At 46.8% G+C, this 19,814-nt stretch carries 20 protein-coding genes; 15 read left to right on the forward strand and 5 right to left on the reverse strand.

Going from position 1 to position 19,814, the window contains the following annotated elements; translation table 11 throughout:
• The first annotated feature begins 114 nt into the window (after positions 1 to 114).
• Positions 115 to 2,556 carry a glycerol-3-phosphate 1-O-acyltransferase PlsB gene (gene plsB / locus RHEIN_RS05400; RefSeq protein WP_008897962.1) on the forward strand — a complete coding sequence of 814 codons (2,442 nt, stop codon included), beginning with the start codon at positions 115 to 117 and terminating at the stop codon, positions 2,554 to 2,556.
• 81 nt (positions 2,557 to 2,637) lie between these two features.
• Here the strand turns inward: plsB and tesB are convergent, their stop codons facing one another.
• Positions 2,638 to 3,510: an acyl-CoA thioesterase II gene (gene tesB, locus RHEIN_RS05405; protein WP_008897963.1), complete on the reverse strand. Its 873-nt coding sequence runs from the start codon at positions 3,508 to 3,510 to the stop codon at positions 2,638 to 2,640.
• A gap of 404 nt (positions 3,511 to 3,914) precedes the next feature.
• On the opposite strand from tesB, the gene RHEIN_RS05410 reads away from it, so the two are divergent.
• Both RHEIN_RS05410 and RHEIN_RS05415 read left to right on the forward strand, forming a co-directional pair.
• Complete coding sequence (locus tag RHEIN_RS05410) at positions 3,915 to 4,391, forward strand: EVE domain-containing protein (RefSeq protein WP_008897964.1); 477 nt, start codon at positions 3,915 to 3,917, stop codon at positions 4,389 to 4,391.
• On the forward strand, positions 4,392 to 4,622 hold the full coding sequence (locus tag RHEIN_RS05415; protein ID WP_008897965.1) for a hypothetical protein: 231 nt from the start codon (positions 4,392 to 4,394) through the stop codon (positions 4,620 to 4,622).
• A 26-nt stretch (positions 4,623 to 4,648) separates the two neighbouring features.
• On the opposite strand, the gene RHEIN_RS05420 is transcribed toward RHEIN_RS05415, so the two are convergent.
• Together RHEIN_RS05420 and RHEIN_RS05425 are read right to left on the reverse strand one after the other, a co-directional pair.
• On the reverse strand, positions 4,649 to 5,149 hold the full coding sequence (locus RHEIN_RS05420; RefSeq protein ID WP_008897966.1) for a hypothetical protein: 501 nt from the start codon (positions 5,147 to 5,149) through the stop codon (positions 4,649 to 4,651).
• Positions 5,150 to 5,267: 118 nt separating this feature from the next.
• Positions 5,268 to 6,992, reverse strand: a complete 1,725-nt coding sequence (locus tag RHEIN_RS05425) for a DUF885 domain-containing protein (protein WP_008897967.1) — start codon at positions 6,990 to 6,992, stop codon at positions 5,268 to 5,270.
• Between the two features lie 323 nt (positions 6,993 to 7,315).
• Between RHEIN_RS05425 and RHEIN_RS05430 the strand changes: the two genes are divergently transcribed.
• The 12 genes from RHEIN_RS05430 (at position 7,316) to hemB (ending at position 16,973) form a co-directional block, all read left to right on the forward strand.
• Positions 7,316 to 8,338 carry a GGDEF domain-containing protein gene (locus RHEIN_RS05430; protein WP_008897968.1) on the forward strand — a complete coding sequence of 341 codons (1,023 nt, stop codon included), beginning with the start codon at positions 7,316 to 7,318 and terminating at the stop codon, positions 8,336 to 8,338.
• A 1-nt stretch (position 8,339) separates the two neighbouring features.
• The gene (locus RHEIN_RS05435) at positions 8,340 to 9,413 is read left to right on the forward strand and encodes a DNA alkylation repair protein (RefSeq protein ID WP_008897969.1); all 1,074 of its coding nucleotides are present in this window, start codon (positions 8,340 to 8,342) and stop codon (positions 9,411 to 9,413) included.
• Positions 9,414 to 9,505: 92 nt separating this feature from the next.
• Positions 9,506 to 10,261: a bifunctional demethylmenaquinone methyltransferase/2-methoxy-6-polyprenyl-1,4-benzoquinol methylase UbiE gene (gene ubiE, locus RHEIN_RS05440; RefSeq protein ID WP_008897970.1), complete on the forward strand. Its 756-nt coding sequence runs from the start codon at positions 9,506 to 9,508 to the stop codon at positions 10,259 to 10,261.
• Positions 10,261 to 10,866 (forward strand): ubiquinone biosynthesis accessory factor UbiJ, encoded by a 606-nt coding sequence (locus tag RHEIN_RS05445; protein ID WP_008897971.1) that lies wholly within the window; start codon positions 10,261 to 10,263, stop codon positions 10,864 to 10,866. Before ubiE ends, RHEIN_RS05445 begins: the two co-directional genes overlap by 1 nt.
• Positions 10,867 to 10,868: 2 nt before the next feature.
• Positions 10,869 to 12,491 (forward strand): ubiquinone biosynthesis regulatory protein kinase UbiB, encoded by a 1,623-nt coding sequence (gene ubiB, locus RHEIN_RS05450; RefSeq protein ID WP_008897972.1) that lies wholly within the window; start codon positions 10,869 to 10,871, stop codon positions 12,489 to 12,491.
• A 48-nt stretch (positions 12,492 to 12,539) separates the two neighbouring features.
• Complete coding sequence (gene tatA, locus RHEIN_RS05455; protein ID WP_008897973.1) at positions 12,540 to 12,803, forward strand: twin-arginine translocase TatA/TatE family subunit; 264 nt, start codon at positions 12,540 to 12,542, stop codon at positions 12,801 to 12,803.
• Complete coding sequence (gene tatB / locus RHEIN_RS05460; RefSeq protein WP_008897974.1) at positions 12,804 to 13,193, forward strand: Sec-independent protein translocase protein TatB; 390 nt, start codon at positions 12,804 to 12,806, stop codon at positions 13,191 to 13,193.
• Entirely contained in the window at positions 13,171 to 13,926 is a 756-nt protein-coding gene (gene tatC, locus RHEIN_RS05465) for a twin-arginine translocase subunit TatC (RefSeq protein ID WP_008897975.1), read from the forward strand. Before tatB ends, tatC begins: the two co-directional genes overlap by 23 nt.
• Position 13,927: 1 nt before the next feature.
• Entirely contained in the window at positions 13,928 to 14,416 is a 489-nt protein-coding gene (locus RHEIN_RS05470) for a DUF3121 domain-containing protein (RefSeq protein ID WP_008897976.1), read from the forward strand.
• On the forward strand, positions 14,406 to 15,218 hold the full coding sequence (locus tag RHEIN_RS05475; RefSeq protein WP_008897977.1) for a TatD family hydrolase: 813 nt from the start codon (positions 14,406 to 14,408) through the stop codon (positions 15,216 to 15,218). The genes RHEIN_RS05470 and RHEIN_RS05475 overlap by 11 nt, the downstream gene beginning before the upstream one ends.
• Positions 15,215 to 15,982: a GGDEF domain-containing protein gene (locus RHEIN_RS05480; RefSeq protein ID WP_008897978.1), complete on the forward strand. Its 768-nt coding sequence runs from the start codon at positions 15,215 to 15,217 to the stop codon at positions 15,980 to 15,982. The genes RHEIN_RS05475 and RHEIN_RS05480 overlap by 4 nt, the downstream gene beginning before the upstream one ends.
• A complete protein-coding gene (gene hemB / locus RHEIN_RS05485; RefSeq protein ID WP_008897979.1) occupies positions 15,969 to 16,973 on the forward strand; it encodes a porphobilinogen synthase in 1,005 nt (334 codons plus the stop codon). Before RHEIN_RS05480 ends, hemB begins: the two co-directional genes overlap by 14 nt.
• A gap of 33 nt (positions 16,974 to 17,006) precedes the next feature.
• On the opposite strand, the gene gppA is transcribed toward hemB, so the two are convergent.
• Positions 17,007 to 18,551: a guanosine-5'-triphosphate,3'-diphosphate diphosphatase gene (gene gppA, locus RHEIN_RS05490; RefSeq protein WP_083826279.1), complete on the reverse strand. Its 1,545-nt coding sequence runs from the start codon at positions 18,549 to 18,551 to the stop codon at positions 17,007 to 17,009.
• The gene (gene rhlB, locus RHEIN_RS05495) at positions 18,517 to 19,788 is read right to left on the reverse strand and encodes an ATP-dependent RNA helicase RhlB (RefSeq protein ID WP_008897981.1); all 1,272 of its coding nucleotides are present in this window, start codon (positions 19,786 to 19,788) and stop codon (positions 18,517 to 18,519) included. The genes gppA and rhlB overlap by 35 nt, the downstream gene beginning before the upstream one ends.
• Between the last annotated feature and the right edge of the window lie 26 nt (positions 19,789 to 19,814).

Genomic DNA, 19,814 nt, shown 5'->3' on the forward strand with positions numbered 1-19,814 from the left:
CAGTGGATACTGTGAGTATATACAGCCTTTTGTAGTCTGCCAAGTCGTAGACTCAATTTTGCTGCTCAGATCTTCCATGCTATTCTGGCGGCTGTTTATAAGTACGGATTTGATATGTTAAAACCAATGACATGGTTAGCCAAAGTGCTGTACTGGCCACTCAAACCTTTGGTCAGATGCAAAATAGTGCCAGAACCTGTAGCAGAAAATCTGGCGCTTGATCCCAAACAACCCGTGTTCTACATCAGCAGAACAGCTTCGGCCAGCGACTTAGCCACTTTAGCCCGCGTCTGCCATAAGCTGGGTTTGCCCGATCCTATGGAACCAGTGCTCATTGGCAATCAAAGCCTGTCCCGTATTATTTTTCTTGAGCAGCCGAGAGTGCTTTGGGGAAGTCGTGCTTCAACCGACGCCTTACAGCAGGGCTTGGCTTTGCTACAGGCTCATTTGCAGGATCCACACTTTTCCGCCCAACTACTGCCAGTTTCTGTACTTTGGGGCCGTGCTCCAGGCAAAGAAAACAGTGTGAAGTCCATACTGGGTGAATCTGAATCCCCAAGCTGGCTGGCCAAGTTATTTATCGTATTGATCTCAGGCCGTCATACCTTAGTGCGGTTCAGCAAAGCGGTTTCTGTGCGCCAAATTATAGAAAACTCCACTGTCAACGAAGAGACAGCCCACAAGTTATTAAGAGTGGCCCGGTTTCACTTTTATCGCCAACGTCTGGCCGCTACAGGTCCAAAGCTGCCCAACAGAGCGGCTTTATTTAACTCCCTGCTCGCTTCAGATGTCTTAAAAAAAGCCATAGAAGACGAAGCAACAAGCAAAAAAATCAGTATCAAAGAAGCCCGTGCTGAAGCGTTAAAACTGCTGGAGGAAATAGCAGCAGATTACCGCGAGTCAACCTTAAGAGTAGGCGACCGCTTCCTCGGCTGGTTATGGAAAAAGCTGTACTCGGGTTTAAAAATCAACAATGGTCAGGTGCTGACTGATCTGGTGCAAAAAGGCCATGAAATTGTTTATGTGCCTTGTCATCGCAGTCATATGGACTACCTGCTGTTGAGTTATGTGATTTACCATCAGGGCCTGGCGCCGCCTCATATAGCTGCTGGTATTAACCTGAATTTCTGGCCTGTGGGTACTTTTTTTCGCCGTGGTGGTGCCTTTTTTATTCGTCGTAGTTTCAGTGGCGATAAGCTGTACTCTGCTGTCTTTCGTGAATACTTAAGCAAGCTGTTCAGCAAAGGTTATCCGGTCAAGTATTACTCCGAAGGCGGCCGCAGCCGCACTGGCCGTTTATTACAGCCTAAAACCGGTATGCTGGCCATGACAGTGCAAGCCTTGCTGCGCGGTATAGACAGACCTATCAGTCTGGTGCCGGTTTATCTGGGCTATGAGCATGTGATGGAAGTGAATACTTACCTGACTGAACTCAAAGGCTCCAGCAAGAAAAAAGAATCTATAGGCGGTGTTTTCAGTGCTGTACGGAAACTGCGGGACTACGGTTATGGTTACGTTAACTTTGGTCAGCCTATCTCGTTAAACAGCTTTTTAACTCAGCAAGTGCCTGACTGGCGTGCTGCGGCAGAAACCGCAGATACACAAAAACCAATCTGGCTGAATCCAACGGTAGCCACGCTCTCCACTGTGATTATGCAGCGTATTAACCAGGCGGCGGCGCTGAACAGCATCAACCTGATTGCCACTTGTTTACTGGCAACCCGACAGCATTCTCTGACCCGGCAGGAGCTGACCACTCAACTGGAGTTTTACCGCAATTTACAACACTATGCGCCTTATCACAGTGGTGTGACTCTGCCTGAAGGTTCCGTCAGCCAGTGGATTGACCATGCGATTCGCCTGAAAAAAGTGGAAGTATCCCAGGACAGCTTTGGTCAGATCATCCAGTTAACGCCGGAAAATGCGATTTTATTAAGTTACTATCGCAACAATGTCTGCCATTTGTTTATGCTGCCTGCCATTCTGGCGACTGCTTTGTTGCAGCATGCACAATTAAGCAAAGTGCAGCTGATCAATATCTGTCAGTTGTTACAACCTTTGCTGCAACACGAGTTGTTTTTGCAACTGGATCAGTTTAACGCTTACATAGAACAGGTGTTGGAACAATTGCAGCAGCATCAGTTAGTGGAAGCTAAAGGCCAGTCTTTACAGGCAGCACCTGTTCAGCAGGTCGGGCATTTTATGCTGGAACTGCTGGCTTTTAATGCGCAGGACGTGCTGCAACGTTATGCGGTGGTGCTGAACTTGCTGCAATTACACAGCCCTTTGACGCGCGCTGATCTAGAGCAGCAAAGCCATGAACTGGCGCAACGTTTAAGTACTTTGCATGGCATCAGCTCGCCTGAATACCATGATAAGCAGCTGTTTGCGACCTTAATTAATGCTTTGCGCGAAGCAGGTTATTGTCATAGCAATGAACAAAACGAGCTGGAAGCCACAGCCATTTTGTTGCCATTGCAGCAAACAGTGAACGGCTTATTAAGAGCGGACGTACTACAAACTGTGCTCAGCATAGTGAAAAAGAAGACTGAATAAGGCTGGCGAGCTCTCGTAGCTGAATTTCATCCATAAAAAAACCACCTCAATTGCAGGTGGTTTTTTTAAGCCAAAGCTCAGTTATACACGGGCTTTGTCGTAGCTGCGGATCACACCTTCTTGTATGGTAGACGCGACCAGCATGCCTTCTCTGTTGAAGAATTGCCCCCGCACCAAACCCCGGGCTCCTGAAGCACTTGGACTGTCTACTGCGTACAACAACCAGTCATCAAAACGGAAATCGTGATGGAACCACATGGCGTGATCTATAGTGGCAACCTGCATATTAGGCGCCATAAAAGACTTACCATGGGGCTGCAAAGCTGTTGGCAGGAAGTTAAAGTCTGAAGCATAAGCCAGCAGGTATTTATGCACCCGTAAATCATCCGGCATCACGCCATTGGCTTTAAACCAGACATAACGTTTCGCCTGGCTGATCTGCGGATTAAAAGGGTTATGAAAAGCCACAGGCCGCATTTCAATAGGTTTTTCGCAGATAAACTTGCTACGCAATGATTCAGGAATTAAATGGGCATGCTCGCGGTAGAACTCTAAATCAGAGGCCAGCTCTTCAGGCGCAGGCACTCGGGGCATCAGTTCCTGATGTTCAAAGCCTTGCTCTTCGGCCTGAAAAGACGCCGTCATATAAAAAATAGGTTTACCAAACTGAATAGCGCTGACTCTTCTGGTGCTGAAGCTTTTGCCATCACGAATATTTTCCACTTCGTAGACTATAGGTTTACTGGCATCACCTGGACGCAAAAAATAAGAGTGGAACGAATGCACTTTACGATCAGCTTCTACCGTTTCTTTGGACGCAGACAAGGCCTGCCCCATCACCTGACCACCAAATACAGCTTTAAACCCCAGATCCTGACTTTGACCTCTGTACAAACCTTGTTCTATGGTTTCCAGTTTTAAAAGGGATAATAAGTCGGACAAAACCTGACTCATGAGCAGCTCCTGAAAAATAGTGATAGCTCTATTGTGCAGCATGCCAGAGCAGAGTGCAAAATTGGCTGGTTTAGCCCTAGAGCGTGTTGACGTTTCGAGATTAAATTTTGTTCGTTCTGGCGCCGCTTTGAGCGCGAAAGGAGGAGCGAAGTTTAGTTATTCTAAATGAGCGACGAGTGACAAAGCTCAGGGCGCCGCCAGACGAACCCGAAGGGCAGCGCCTGGCCGGCCTTTCTGCTGCGTTAGCACTCGTTTATGTAGAATAACTACACTGCACTCGCGCTGCCTTGCATAAAAACCGGCCAGACTGCTGCAAAAATAACCCTGAAACGTCAACACGCTCTAGTAATTCAGGCTAAAGTAGTTTGCCCGCGCCCTTACCTCAGACGGCAGAGTATAAACAGATGAACTATTGGTTATTTAAAACTGAGCCTGAAGAATGCAGTATTGATGATTTTGCCAAAGCACCGGACAAAGCCATTGTCTGGGAAGGGGTGCGCAACTATCAGGCGCGTAACTTTTTACGGGATCAGGTAAAAACCGGCGATCTGGTGTTTATTTATCATTCCAGTTGCAAAGATATTGGGATAGCGGGTCTGGCGAAAGTGGTACAAAGCAGTTACCCCGATCCAAGCCAGTTTAACTCATTAAGTCCTTATTTTGATGCGAAATCCAGTGGCACTAAGGCGCCGTGGGTTGCTGTGGATCTGCAATTTGTCGAAAAATTTCCCCAACTTCTGTCACTCGACAAACTCAAACAGTCAACTAAGCTAGAGCAATTAGCACTGGTGAAAAAGGGCAACAGATTATCTGTAATGCCTGTCAGTTCAGCAGAATGGCAGCATATACTCACAATGAGTAAAAATCAGGGGGCAGCGTAGATGAAACAGGAAAGGCGACGTGAACCACGGGACTTAAACTACTTTTGGGAAATGCTTAGCATGGCTCAGAAGTTTTCTGTTTCTGAACTGCAACGTTTTGGTTATGAATTGTCTTTTGTACGACAGCAGGAACAACAAAAAGTGGCGGTACTCAAGGCCGGGCCTAAAATGGCCTCTATTGATGAAGACGGCCAAATTAATACAGCACCAGAAGTTTTCCTGCGCGACTAAGCCCTGCCTTCAAAACGGAACACCGATCAGCCAGCCAGACGATCAGAATGCACAGGCTGGTAATCCTGCAACATCTCCACAGCACGTTGACACATTTTCAAGTAAGACGTCAGGGTATTGCTTTGCCAGAATTCGGTCAGTACCGGGTGATGGCGGATAAAGTTTTCCATCTCATTAAAACTCAGCTGATTCTGTTGTTTCAGAAATTTGGCAACGGCCTGACGTGGCAAGGTACTGTGATTCGCCTGCTCTTTACACAATACCGGAATAGCTTTGCACAATAACTCAGTGTGCAGGTACCAGACAGGAGCTTTGGTATGAGCGCGGCCTGCCTGATGTACTTTAGCCAACAGTTGCTGGCTTTGCTCTTCAGCCAGCCAAAATGCCAGATGCTCTAATTGCACAGATTGTTGCTCAGCAAAATGCAGTTGCACTTTTAACCTGTTTTGCATTTTGCTCAACTGATCCAGCTTCATCGCCAAAAATACAATAGGCGCCACTGCGATCAGCATTAACAACATCCACATCTGAACTTCACTCCCTTTTACTGCAAAAGCGCAGCCAAAAACAGCGGCACTTTAACAGAGCCGGGGGCGGAATCCTATTACAGAATCACTACAAAACACCCCCCCGGATCAGAAATTTCTACAGCTGTTTTTTCTGCTGAATATAGTGGGCCACTTGTTGCTCTAAAATAGCCAAAGGCACACTGCCATTACGCAATACCACTTCGTGGAACTCACGCACATCAAAGTTGTTGCCTAATTGCTGTTCCGCTTCTTTACGTAACTTTTTAATGGTCAGTTCACCCAGCTTGTAAGACAAAGCCTGAGCAGGCCAACTGATATAACGATCAATTTCTGTGGTGACGTTGTGCATAGACAAAGCCGTATTGCTGGCAAGGAAATCAATAGCCTGCTGACGACTCCAGCCCATGGTATGCATACCTGTATCTACCACTAAACGGGCAGCACGCCACATTTCATACGTCAGGCGACCAAAGTCACTGTAGGGGTCCTGATAAAAGCCCATTTCAATACCCAGGTATTCAGCATACAAACCCCAGCCCTCACCAAAAGCTGAGGTATAAAAATTACGGCGATACTCAGGTAATGAGGCTTGTTCACGTGCCAATGCGATTTGTAAATGATGGCCAGGCACAGCTTCATGCAAAGTTAAGGCTTCCATCTCATACAAAGGACGACGGTCTAAAGCATAAGTATTCACCCAATAAAAACCTGCTCTGTCATCACGACTGGTACCTGAATAGCGGCCAGTGGTGTACTTAGGTGCGATCTCTGCAGGCACAGGTACTACACCAAAAGGGGTGCGGGGTAAAGTTTTGAAATACTTAGGTGATTCGGCATCTACTTTTTTTGCAATAAAAGCGGCTTCTTTTAGCAAGTCAGTTGGTGTTTTGGCATAAAACTGAGGGTCGGTACGTAAAAACTGAATAAAGTCAGCAAAACTGCCTTTAAAACCTACCTGATTGATGATGCCTTGCATTTCTGCACGGATACGGGCCACTTCATCCAGACCTGTCTGATGGACTTGTTCCGGCGTCAGTTTTAATGTGGTGTAGTGCTCCAGCCGGTTCTGATAATACTCCCGGCCTTGTGGCCATTCGCTGGCAGCAATGCTGTCGCGTGCCCCCGGTAAATACTGCTGCACCATAAACTGATAAAACTGCTGATAAGCCGGATTCAGTTGCTGTTCTACTATCTGTTTCGCTTCGGTCTGCATAGTTGCCCAACTGCCAGCATCAACAAATTCAGGTTTTTGGGTAAAAGGCCGGTAAAACACATTTTGCTCCGGTGTTTTACTGATAAAAGCCAGAATACCTTGGTCAAAACCAGCCAGTACAACTTTAGGCTGTGTCATACCTGTTGCCAGACCTTGTTTCATCCAGTCAGTTTGTTGTTGCATATAAGCTGGAATGGTTTTTAACTTGGTCAGGTAATCCTGATAATCCTGTGACGTTTTGAATTCAGTGCCAGATACCATAAAAGCCAGATTACTGTGAAAACCCGATTCTGCAGTTAAAGGGATCAGGTGCGCACCATACTGATACTCTGAAATAGCGTCTTTGAGAATGTAATGCAAAATGGCGTGGTTAATTTGTTGCTGTTCAGTCAAAGTGGCTACATCCACCTGTTCCAGCTTGTTCAGCCACTCTTGTCTTTGTTGATGGGCTGCAGAGAGTGTTTCAGCCGACATATCAGGCAAACTGGTTTTACTGCGGTTATCTAATTCTTTTTCGGCTTGCCATAACTGATTGGCGAATTGATCAAAATCTGTTGGTTTCACCGACGAGCTGCTACAGCCTGTGATCAACAAGGCTATACAAAAAAACATAAACTTCTGACGCATTTTATCTTCCCCGACCTTTTTCTTTGATTCTACTCTGTTCAGCTCTGACAGCCAGTGCAACGAGCGGTACTTTTTGGAGACTGGCCGCAATAAAGCAACTGAAAGGGTTAAAAAAGCTGTTTTTTAGGCAGCAATCTGCGTTTTTTTAAACAATAAGAAAAAAAAGTTAAAAAATAAGTCATTAATAAAGCAGGAGATGCAGACTTTTTCTATTAGATATGTCAGCTTAACCATATCAGTCTGTTTGCCTCAAGGTAAGTTTCGCGTAACATTACGCTTTGAAGGCTAAATTAGCAGTAGTATTTAGTGGAGTTGTGTTTGGCATGAAATATCAGGACTCAATCGAGCAGGCAAGTGAAAAGGCAGCGCTGACCGCAGCTTTTTTGCAGCGGCATCGTTTAGCAGCCCATCCGGTCAATTACACAGTGATCTATGAGTATATCAATGGTCAAAATGCCGGGTTATGTCAGGCCATAGAACAAAAGCTGGCGGTGCAGAGTAGTTTTGACGACTTTGTTTTGGCTGAGCTTTACAGTCAGTGGTTAAGCCCGCAACATCAACGTCAGGAAGAGCTAAGCCAACAAGTCACCACTATGTTGGGCAAGTTATCCGGCACTACAGATATCGCCAGTGAAGCTGTACAGCATTATTTAGATGTGCTGGATCAGGCGCTGTTAGGTTTTGACCCCAACAATGCCAACCGCAGCCGCGAAAGCGTCAATAAAGTGATCAGCGCTACTTACTCCATTAAAGCCAGCCAGCAGAAGCTCAAAGATCAACTCGACTTTTCCAATGAGCAATGTCATGCATTACGCTCTGAACTGGAGCATCTGAAAAAAGAACGCCAACTGGACCCTTTAACAGGCTTATACAACCGACTGGCGATGCAGGAACATCTGGATTTATGGCTGACCGAAAACCCCGGACGTCGTATTGCCGCTATAGCCGTGAATTTAGATCATTTTTCTCAGTTTAATCAGGACTATGGTTTTGGTGTCGGTGATGTGATTTTAAGCAAGGTAGCCCGCAAAATTGCCAGTTATGTGCAGGAAAGTGGCTTGCCTGTGCGTTCTGGTGGCGAAGAATTCCTGATTTTATTACCCGACGTTGATTTACGCACCGCAGGTGAAATCGCTGAACAAGTGCGTAAAGGGGTAGAAAAGCTGCGGTTTGTTTCAGCCAAAAGTAAAACAACCTTACCTAAAGTCACTATTTCTTTAGGTGTCAGCATCTATAACTCTGCAGAAAACTGGCATCAGTTTTTATCCCGCAGCAGCAAAGTGTTACAGGAAGCCAAAGTACGTGGCCGCAATCAGGTCGCTACTGAGTTAATGCTGGCCACCTGATATGGCCACTTTACTCAAAGAATTATTTAGTCAGGCATTTTTGCAACAGCTGGCGAGCTTATGCCAGCAGCATTGTCCTGCCTTTAATCAGGCGGAGTTTCAGCAGCAGACTCAGGGCCCTGATTGGGAGCAACTGGAACTCAAAGCCAGAGTGCGTCAGATCAGTCACTCTTTACACCACAGCCTGAATTTAGCTTACCCAGATGCCATTGCAGTTCTGATGCCGGTCAGCAGTCACTTTTCAGGAGTGCCGGCTTTCGTTTTTTCAGATTATGTTGAAGTTTATGGTCTGGAAGATCCGGAGATCTCGTTTCGCGCTTTGGCGCATTTTACCTGTTTCTCCACAGCTGAATTTGCCATCCGGCCTTTTTTACAGCGTTACCCTGAGCAAACTCTGGCTCAAATGAAAACATGGGCCCATTCTGACAATTTGCATTTACGCCGTCTGGCCAGCGAAGGTACAAGACCCCGTTTGCCCTGGGGTATGGCACTTAAAGCGTATAAAAAAGACCCAAGCCCTTTATTGCCCATTTTAGAGCAGCTTAAAACAGACACTGAACCTTATGTGCAGCGCAGTGTGGCCAACCATTTAAATGATATCAGTAAAGACCATCCGGAACTGGTGGTGGCTCTGGCGCAGCGTTGGTTTGGTCAGCACTCTGTCACCGACTGGATTATTAAACATGGGTTACGGGGTTTATTAAAACAGGCGCATCCGGGAGCCTTAGCTTTGTTTGGTTTGCAGCAATTACCCTTGCAGGTTCAGCTGGAAATGCACAATGCCAAAGTATCAGCGCAGCAGCCGCTGCATTTTCGTATCACCTTATCAGGCCCTGCAGAGCCTGAAGCCAGATTAAGGCTGGAATACAAAATTGGTTACCGGAAAAAATCCGGCCAGTTAAATTACAAAGTGTTTCAGTTGAGTAATAAAACCTGGTCAGGCCAAAACCTGAGTTTTGAACGCCGCCAGTCTTTTATTGATTTAACCACCCGCAAACATTATCCGGGCCAGCACCATCTGCAAATTATGCTCAACGGCCATTGTTATGCTGAAAGTTTTTTTGAGTTGATCTAGAAGCATAAAACGACAGGATAAGTTGGCGTAAGCCGCCGAATCTTTTACACTAGCGCCACTTTAGTTCACCACGAACAGCCAAAGGCTTTTTTATGACTGACCAGCAACCTGATAGCACTCATTTTGGCTTTAAAACCGTAAAGCAGACTGAAAAAGTTTCGCTTGTAGCCAATGTATTTCATTCTGTTGCGGCCAAATACGACCTGATGAACGATGTGATGTCTATGGGTATTCACCGGTTGTGGAAAAGGTTCACTATCGACTGCAGCGGCGTGCGCCCTGGTCATCAGGTATTGGATTTAGCAGGTGGTACTGGTGATATCACCGCTTTGTTCTCCAAAAGAGTAGGCCCTACCGGCAAAGTTATTCTGGCCGATATTAACGAATCTATGCTCAATGTGGGCCGCGATAAGTTGCGCGATTTAGGTTTAGTCAACAATATAGATTACGTACAAGCCAACGCAGAAGCCTTGCCTTTTGCCGACAACAGCTTTGATATCATCAGCATAGGTTTTGGTTTACGTAATGTCACAGACAAAGACGCTGCGCTGTGTTCTATGTTCAGAGTACTGAAACCTGGTGGTCGTTTATTAGTGCTGGAGTTTTCCAAACCTGAATACGAGTGGCTGAGTAAAGTCTACGATCTGTATTCTTTTAAGTTACTGCCGGCTATAGGCGGCTTAGTGGCTAATGATAAAGAAAGTTATCAGTACCTGGCCGAATCTATCCGTATGCATCCTGATCAGGATACGCTGAAACAGATGATGGAAACCGCTGGTTTTGAACATGTCAGCTATCACAATCTGACTGGCGGTATAGTGGCTTTACACAAAGGCTATAAATTCTGATGTTAAGTTTAGTGCCACAACTGATCTGCGCTACTTTGGAAGAAGTGTTGCACAAGGTTGTGGCTATGGATCCCGCATCGCCCGCTTTATTACAAAAAGTGCAGGGCAAACAGCTGGCTTTGCAGTTACAGGAATTGCCATGGCGTTTTGTGTTGTCAGCCACAGCGGACTCTTTATTGCTGAATCAGCATAATGAAAAAGTCGATTGTGTGATTGCCACCGATCTGGCGACCTTGCAAAAACTGAATGATCCGAGCCAGCTGACCCGTTTAATTAAACAGGACAAACTGCAGATTGAAGGCGATCTTCAGGTCGCTCAACAATTTAGCAGCCTGCTGCAGCAACTGGATCCGGACTGGGAGCAGCATCTATCCGGTTGGCTGGGTGATGCTTTAGCTCATAAAGTGGCGACTGCCATTAAGCAATTACAGCTTTATATCCAGACACAGTTGCAGCAACTGGAACAAGCCAGTGTTGAATTGGCGCAGGACGAACTGGCATTAAGCCCAACACAAGCAGAAATGAACCAGTTCAGCCGCGACGTCAGTCAGCTGCAAGCCAGACTGGAGCAATTAAGTCGCCACAACGCCTTCAGGCAGGAGTAATTTTGGGTCTGCGCCGTTTTTACCACATATTAAAAACTTTGCTGCAGTACGGACTGGATCAATTGATCCCACAGCAATGGCAACCCTGGTATTTCCGGGCCGCCCGTAGTTCTGCGTTCTGGCTGAAAAACAAACACCCTGAAAAAACCGAAGGTGAACGTTTACGTTTAGCTTTGCAGCAACTGGGGCCGGTGTGGGTTAAGTTTGGCCAGATGTTGTCCACCCGTCGTGATTTATTTCCCGGCCAATGGGTCGATGAGCTGGCCAAATTACAAGACAAGGTCGAAGCCTTTCCTGGCGATCAGGCCAGACAGCTGATTATTCAGCAACTGGGCTTACAACAGATTGATGACTTATTTGAGCAGTTTGACGAAAAACCTCTGGCATCGGCCTCTATTGCTCAGGTTCATACTGCGCAGCTCAAACAAGCTGATGGCAGCCTGGCCGATGTAGTCATTAAAGTGATACGCCCGGACATCAGGCCACAAATTCTGGCTGATTTAGAGCTGATGGACGCCATGGCAGCTTTAGTGGCGCGTTACCTGCCTGACGGTAAGAGATTACGCACTAAAGAAGTAGTGGCTGAGTATCGCAAAACTATTCTTGATGAACTGGATTTACAACGCGAAGCGGCCAATGCCATTCAGTTAAAGCGTAATTTTGAAGGTTCAGATTCACTTTATGTGCCTTATGTCTATGCTGACCACAGCAGACCCAGTGTGATGGTAATGGAGCGGATTTACGGCATCCCTGTGTCGGATTTGGCCGCGCTGCGTGCTCAGGGTACTAATCTGGAATTACTGGCTAAGCGAGGCGTAGAAGTATTTTTCACTCAGGTATTTCGCGACAGCTTTTTCCATGCCGATATGCACCCGGGCAATATATTTGTGTCTTTTGAAACGCCGGAAAATCCTAAATACATTGGGATAGACTGCGGCATAGTCGGCACTTTAAATAAAGAAGATAAACGTTATCTGGCCGAAAACTTTGTCGCTTTTTTTAACCGCGATTACTTAAGAGTGGCACAACTGCATGTGGATTCAGGCTGGGTGCCAGCCGATACCAGTGTCGAAGAATTTGAAAGTGCAATACGCACTGTCTGTGAGCCTATCTTCCAAAAGCCGCTGCAGGACATCTCTTTTGGTCAAGTGTTGTTTAATCTGTTTAACACAGCCCGTCGTTTTAATATGCAGGTTCAGCCGCAACTGGTATTGTTGCAAAAAACCCTGCTGTATATTGAAGGCTTAGGACGCCAGTTGTACCCACAACTGGATTTATGGCAAACCGCCAAACCTTTTCTGGAAAACTGGGTCCAACAGCAAATGGGGCCAGCCGCCTTGTGGCGGGAAATCAAAGCAAACTTACCCTTTTGGGCAGAAAAAATGCCGGAAATGCCGGGATTGTTGCACCATTATTTGCAACAAGGCCCTCGACAACAGGCCAATTTGTTAGCCCAATTGCAGCTGGTACAGCTGCAGCAGCAAAACCAGACGAAAAAACTGGCCAATGCGGTGCTGGCAGGTTGCAGTTTATTAGCAGCTGTCTTATTACTGACATCTGGCTGGTCTATAACAGCGGCGGGACTTGCACTGGTAGCCTTGGGCTTTGCCCTGAAAATTAACTGACGAGCCAGCAGGTTCGTTTAAGCAGTATAAAAACCGAAGGAGAATAACATGGGTTTTGGCGGCATTAGTATTTGGCAGTTATTGATCATCCTGGTGATTATTGTCCTGCTGTTTGGCACTAAGCGTTTGCGTGGTATAGGCTCTGATTTGGGTTCTGCTATTAAAGGGTTCCGCAATTCAGTCAAAGATCCGGAAGAGACTGCTGAACCTGCAGCTCCTGCGGTTCAACCACAGCAGCCACAAATCAAAGCTGAAGTGAAAGAGCCTGCCCCAGCCAGCACTGAAGCAACAAAAACACCTGAACAACGCTAAATGAGTTTTTGGGAATTAGTCATCATCGCTGTGGTTGCTCTGCTGGTGTTAGGCCCGGAGCGATTACCTGGCGCTATTCGCAGCGTCAGCGGTTTTGTTCGCAGCATCAAACAATTTGGTCAGCAAATGCAGGCTGAATTAAATGATGAACTGCGGGTGCAAGAGTTACACGACAAGTTAAAACAGGCTGAAGAAAAAGGCTTGTTAAACCTGACCACTGAAGAGATGCAGGCAATGACCGAATTGCGTCAGGCAGCTGCAGATGTGACTAGCCCTTATGCCAAAAGCAGCACAACTGAGCCACAAACAACAGCAGCGGACGCTGTACCTCCCCTTCCTTCGGTTACACCGGATCCAGTAGTTACAGATGACAAAAACCACAAATCCTAACAGCCTGTTAGGGCACCTGATAGAACTACGCCGCCGCCTGTTAAACACAGTCATAGCTGTGCTGTTGGTGTTTATCAGTCTGGCTTATTTTGCCGCCGATATTTATCACCTGATGGCCTCGCCTTTAATGGCGGTATTGCCCGCTGGCGCATCCATGATAGCGACAGACGTGGCCGCCCCGTTTTTTGCGCCTTTTAAATTAACTTTTATAGTCGCACTTTGCCTGACAGTACCTTATATGCTGTGGCAAATCTGGTTGTTTGTAGCCCCTGCATTGTACAAAAAAGAAAAACATCTGGTCGCACCGCTGATTATCTCCAGCACAGTACTGTTTTACTGCGGTATCGCTTTTGCGTATTACATCGTCTTTCCAATCGTCTTTGGCTTTTTCACCAGCGTTGCCCCTGAAGGGGTCACCATAGCGACTGATATCAGCAGTTATCTGGATTTTGTGTTAAAACTTTTTTTCGCTTTTGGTTTATCTTTTGAAATTCCGGTCGCTGTATTGTTATTAGTCTGGACAGGCGCAGTGACCCGCCAACAATTAACTGAAAAACGGCCTTATTTTGTCGTATTTGCTTTTATTATAGGTATGCTGCTGACACCACCTGACGTACTTTCACAGGTATTGCTGGCTGTACCTATGTGTTTATTGTATGAGTTGGGCATATGGCTCAGCCGTTTTTATGTGCCTGTTGACTCAGACCAAGCCAGTTCTTATGAGGAAAAATAGAATGAAAAAAGCGCTCGCCTTATTTGCATTGTTTGCCCCTGCTTTGTATGCCGCCGACTTGTCAGTGCAACTGACCCAGTGCCGCAGCATCAGTAATGATCTGCAGCGATTAGTTTGTTACGACAAAATGAATACAGCCTCTGCTGCAGCTTATGCTAAAACCACAAGCACTGCAGACCGCGCGATCAGCACTCAAACTGCTGTGGTCGCAAACTCAGCGGACGACTTTGGTCTTGAACGTAAAATTCAGGAAGCTAAAGCTGAAACCTCAGCCGATACAATGTCACTGGTGCTGCAAAAAGTAACTACCAACAAACAAGGCCTGATGGTGTTTACCTTTGAAAATGGCCAGGTGTGGCGCCAAACCTCCAAAGATGTTTTTCAGGCATCTGAAGGCAGCGTTTATATAGTGGAACGAGGCATGCTGAATTCATTTTTTATGAACAAAGAAGGCACCAACCGCAAAACCAGAGTGATACGTGAAAAATAATATGCCGCTCTGGTTTGATGCCGGCGTCAATTTATTCAGCGACCGCTTTAACAGTGATCGTGACGCTGTAGTGCAACACGCCAGAAACAGCCAGGTATCAGAGTTGTTATTGATCAGCAGCGATGTTGCTGAAAGCACTCTGAATACAGACTATTGCCTGAATCATCCAGCTCTCTATTGCACAGCTGGTGTTCATCCTCATTATGCCGGAGCGGTCTGCTCTGACTGGCAAGAACAAATTGAAGTCTTGTTGCGATCACCTGCAGTAGTAGCTATAGGTGAATGTGGTTTAGATTTCGATCGGAACTTTTCAACACCAGAACAACAAATTCAGGTGTTTGAGACTCAGCTGCAACTGGCAAGCCAGCACCAAAAACCTGTTTATTTGCATGAGCGTGCGGCCTTCTCCAGCCAAATTGCGTTGTTGCAACAGTATGCAGGTTTAACTGGCATAGCCCATTGTTTTACTGGCGATACCAGCCAGTTAAAGGCTTATCTGGATTTAGGTCTTTATATCGGTATTACCGGCTGGTTATGCGACAACAACAGAGGGCAATCCTTGATGGAGGCCGTCAGCTACCTGCCGCTGGACAGGTTAATACTGGAAACTGACGCTCCTTTTTTATTGCCTAAAACTATGACCAACAAACCTAAATCCCGCCGGAATGAACCGGCTTTTTTAGCTGAAATTGCCGCTCAGCTTTCCAGTCTGACAGGACATAGCCTTGAGGATATAGCCCTGCACAGCAGAAAAAATTGCCTGAAGCTGTTTCAGATCACAGCAGGCGAGCATTTCCTATGATGCAATGGCTACAGCTGAACTGGCAGCAGTTACTGATCGGATTCAGCGGTGGCGTGGTGTTGACTGCTCTATTCGCATGGTTGATGTTTTACCTGCAGCAGAAAAAATGGCAGCTCAATGTTGCCGATCAACTGGAAGACAGTATTCAGCAGCGCACTCTTGAGCTGCAGATCACCCTGACAGAGCTGGCTGATAAAAATAAACAGCTGGAACAGCAAAATACACGCGATGCCTTAACTGGTGTTCGCAACAGAGCCTTTTTTGATCAAAAGCTCAGTGCCGAAATTAAACGCAGCCGCCGCGAACGCAGCACTTTAGGCTTACTGATGATCGACATTGATCATTTTAAAGCCATCAATGACAACCACGGCCATCTGGTGGGTGATTTAGTCATTAAAGAAGTGGCCAACTGCCTGCAACAAGAACTCAAACGCAGCACCGATCATTTATGCCGTTATGGCGGCGAAGAGTTTGCCATTATTTTACCCAATACCGATAACGAAGGTGCCATGGTACTGGCAGAGCAAGTACGGCTTTGTCTGGCGAATCAGCACATTCAATACGAAGACCTGGAACTGTCTGTCACCGTCAGTATTGGCTGTTACGCTGCAGTGGCTGAGATTAACAGCAGCAGTGCTGATTATATTCAAGCGGCAGATACCGCACTTTATCAGGCAAAAAATGAAGGTCGAAACAAGGTGGTATGCTCTGCCTTGAGTCAGTCAGTGATCTCAGAACAGGAAACTCCAGATGAGTCAGTTTAACGAATATTTCCCTGCCAGCCGGTTACGCCGTATGCGCCAGTCCGATTTCAGTCGCCGTTTAATGGCAGAAAACCGGGTTACTGTAGATGATTTAATTTATCCAATGTTTATTGTTGAAGGCGAAAATCAACGCCAGGCCATTGCTTCGATGCCGGGCATTGAACGTTTATCTTTGGATTTATTGCTGGAAGAAGCAAAAGAACTGGTCGCCTTAGGCATTCCTGCTATCGCCCTTTTTCCTGTCACTGCGGCTGAAAAAAAATCGCTGATGGCAGAAGAAGCTTACAACCCTGAAGCTCTGGCACAACGCGCTGTACGAATGTTAAAACACCATCTGCCTGAACTGGGTGTGATCACAGATGTCGCCTTAGACCCTTTTACCACTCATGGTCAGGACGGCATTATTGATGACGAAGGTTATGTACTGAACGACCTGACCACAGATATTCTGGTGAAGCAGGCCTTGTCCCATGCCGAAGCAGGTGCAGACATAGTTGCACCCTCTGACATGATGGATGGCCGTATTGGCGCTATCCGCTCAGCCTTGGAAGCCGAAGGTTATGTGAATACTAAAATCATGGCCTACTCAGCCAAATACGCTTCGGCTTATTACGGCCCTTTCCGCGATGCAGTAGGCTCTGCCGGTAATTTAAAAGGCGGCAATAAAAAGTCGTACCAGATGGACCCGGCCAACAGTGACGAAGCCTTACGTGAAGTAGCCCTGGATCTGGAAGAAGGCGCCGATATGGTGATGGTAAAACCTGGTATGCCTTATTTGGACATAGTGCGTCGGGTTAAAGACGAATTTGGTGTACCTACTTTTGCTTATCAGGTCAGCGGCGAATATGCCATGCATATGGCAGCGATTCAAAACGGCTGGCTGGCTGAAGAAGCCATAGTGATGGAGTCGTTATTGGCGTTTAAACGTGCGGGTGCAGATGGCATTCTGACGTACTTTGCGAAAAAAGCTGCTATTTGGTTACAGCAATAACACCAACAGGGTCAGGGCCAAAACTCTGACCCTCTATTCGATAGTCAGCTGCCAACCTGCCTGCTGCTGATACAAGACTTCCTGTTCCAGCTCAGCGCGCATCAACGGATGATGATCCAACCAGCCTGCCGGCAAAGTTAAAGTCAAAGCTTCAGCCTGAGCCGTGATTTGTACTTCAGGTAATACTTCGTGACGGCGGCGCATCGACAAAATCACCGACAAGCGTAATAAACGGGTTAACCGAACCGCCAGCAAAACTGAGGTCATGGTTTGTTTTGACAGAATTTCTTTGTGAATATCAGCCCTGTGGTTATATACCAGGGCCATCAGCAGTTGTTGTTGAGCACGGGTAAAACCCGGCAGTTCGGCGTGGCTGATCACATAAGCACCATGATGATGATGGTTTTTGTATTCGATCAACAAGCCCAGTTCATGCAATAAAGCGCCTGAGCGTAACATGGCTAGGCCTTCAAAATTAGACAAATTCCACTGCTGATGCAGCTGGTCTGCCAAAGTAGCAGCCATATCTGCCACCCGCTCAGCATGTTGCTGATCTATGTAATAACGCACCATCATGCTTTGCATAGTACGGGCACGCACATCCTGATGCTGCAGCTGAGGTAACATGCTATACAACACGCCTTCACGCAAAGCACCGCCGGATAAAGTCATGCCACTGATATTCAGCACCCTGAATAATGCTATTAAAATGGCGACTCCGGAGGGGAAGACTTGTTTACGTTCCTGCGCCAAACCTGGCAAATTCAGCTGATCCATATGACCACAGGCCAAAGCCTGCTGCATAATGGCTTCCAGTCGCGGCAAAGTGATGACCTCATCTTTACCCTGACCTACTAAAATTTCCTGCATTGCCTGCACTGTGCCGGAAGCCCCAACAGCATTTTGCCAGCCCTGAGCCAGATATTGCGCGCTGATAGTGCGGATTTCATGTTCCGCTGCGGCAATAGCAGCATTAAAGTTGGCTTCACTTAATTCGTTATTTTCAAAATAACGCTCAAGAAAAGTCACGCAGCCCATATGCAGGCTGGATAATAAAATCGGCTGAAAGCCCTGCCCAACTACAACTTCAGTTGAAGCCCCACCTATGTCGATCACCAGACGGTTCGAATCACAGTTGGAAGTATGAGCCACACCCTGATAAATAATACGGGCTTCGTCTTCGCCTGAGATCACTTCAATAGGCTGGCCTAAAATAGCTTCAGCTTCGGTCAAAAAGGTTTTGACGTTACGGGCCAGACGCAGTGTGGCAGTACCGACGATACGGATATTAGCAGAGGGGATATCTTGCAGACGTTCAGCAAACAAAGCCAGACATTCCCAACCGCGGGTCATGGCTTGTTTGCTTAAGACTAAACTATCATTTAAACCTGCGGCCAGGCGCACTTTACGTTTGACCCGGCCTATCACCTGGACGCTGCCTCCAACCACTTTCACCATCAACATGTGAAAGCTATTGGAGCCAAGATCAATCACAGCATAAATATCATTATGCTGTGTCGGTTTTCCTGCGCCGTCCATAGACTTAGCGCGGGCGGCTACGTGGGTTTCTTGGCCCATTCTGATTCGGTCGTCCACCACTGCGGGCTTGTCCCGGACGACGTCTGACCCGTGGTTTTGGCACAGTCAAATCTTCCAGCAAGGCAGTAGTATCGTATTGAGTCACTGGGATCACATGACGAATATAGTCTTCGATAGCCGTCAGATTCAGTGCATAACGCTCGCAGGCAAAACTAATAGCTTTACCACTTTCACCGGCACGGCCGGTACGACCAATACGGTGCACATAGTCTTCACAGTCGTCTGGTAAGTCGTAGTTAAAGACATGACTGACCATAGGAATATGCAAACCACGGGCAGCAACGTCTGTTGCAACCAGGATATCCAGTTTACCGCTGGTGAAATCTTCCAGAATACGTAAACGTTTTTTCTGGATCACATCACCTGTGAGCAAACCAACACGGTGGCCATCCGCTTCCAGCCAGGCGTGAATATCTTCACAACAGTGTTTGGTATTGGCAAAAACAATAGCTTTATCCGGCCATTCTTCTTCCATCAGCGTCAGCAACAGTTTCATTTTGTGTTCGTCTGATGGATAAAATAATTCTTCGGAAATACGTGAGCCGGTCATTTGTTCAGGCGCCACGTGAATATGCACGGGCTGGTTCATCTGTTCAAACGCCAGTTCCTGCACCTTGTAAGACAAAGTCGCAGAGAACAATAAACTCAAACGTTCAGTCACAGGCGGCATACGACGGAACATAAAACGAATATCTTTAATAAAGCCCAAATCGAACATACGATCGGCTTCATCGAGCACCACCACCTGAATTTGTGACAGGTCGTACAGGCCTTGTTTTAAGTAATCAATCAGGCGACCTGTGGTGCCTATTAAAATATCCGGGCCTTGTTCCAATAATTGGCGTTGAGAATCATAACCCTCGCCCCCATAAATCAAAGCAAGTTTAAAACCTGAGGTTTTAGCTAAAGCCTGAGCGTCGTGATGGATCTGAACCGCCAGTTCGCGCGTAGGGGCCATAATGATGGCACGAGGTTGACCTTTGGCTTTAGGCTCGTGAGTTAACAAATGATGGAAAGTTGCCGTCAGAAAGGCGAGCGTTTTACCTGTACCGGTTTGAGCCTGGCCCGCAATATCTTTGCCAGCTAACGCAAGAGGCAAACATTGAGCCTGGATTGGGGTACAATGGTCATAACCTTGCGCGGCCAAAGCGGCAAGAACCTGTGGAGCCAATGCGAAATCGGCAAATTTATGCTGAGTTAAGTGTGTTTTATTCATACGCGCTTAGCATAACCGTTACGCTT

The organism is Rheinheimera sp. A13L (assembly GCF_000217935.1).
Classification (GTDB): Bacteria; Pseudomonadota; Gammaproteobacteria; order Enterobacterales; family Alteromonadaceae; genus Pararheinheimera.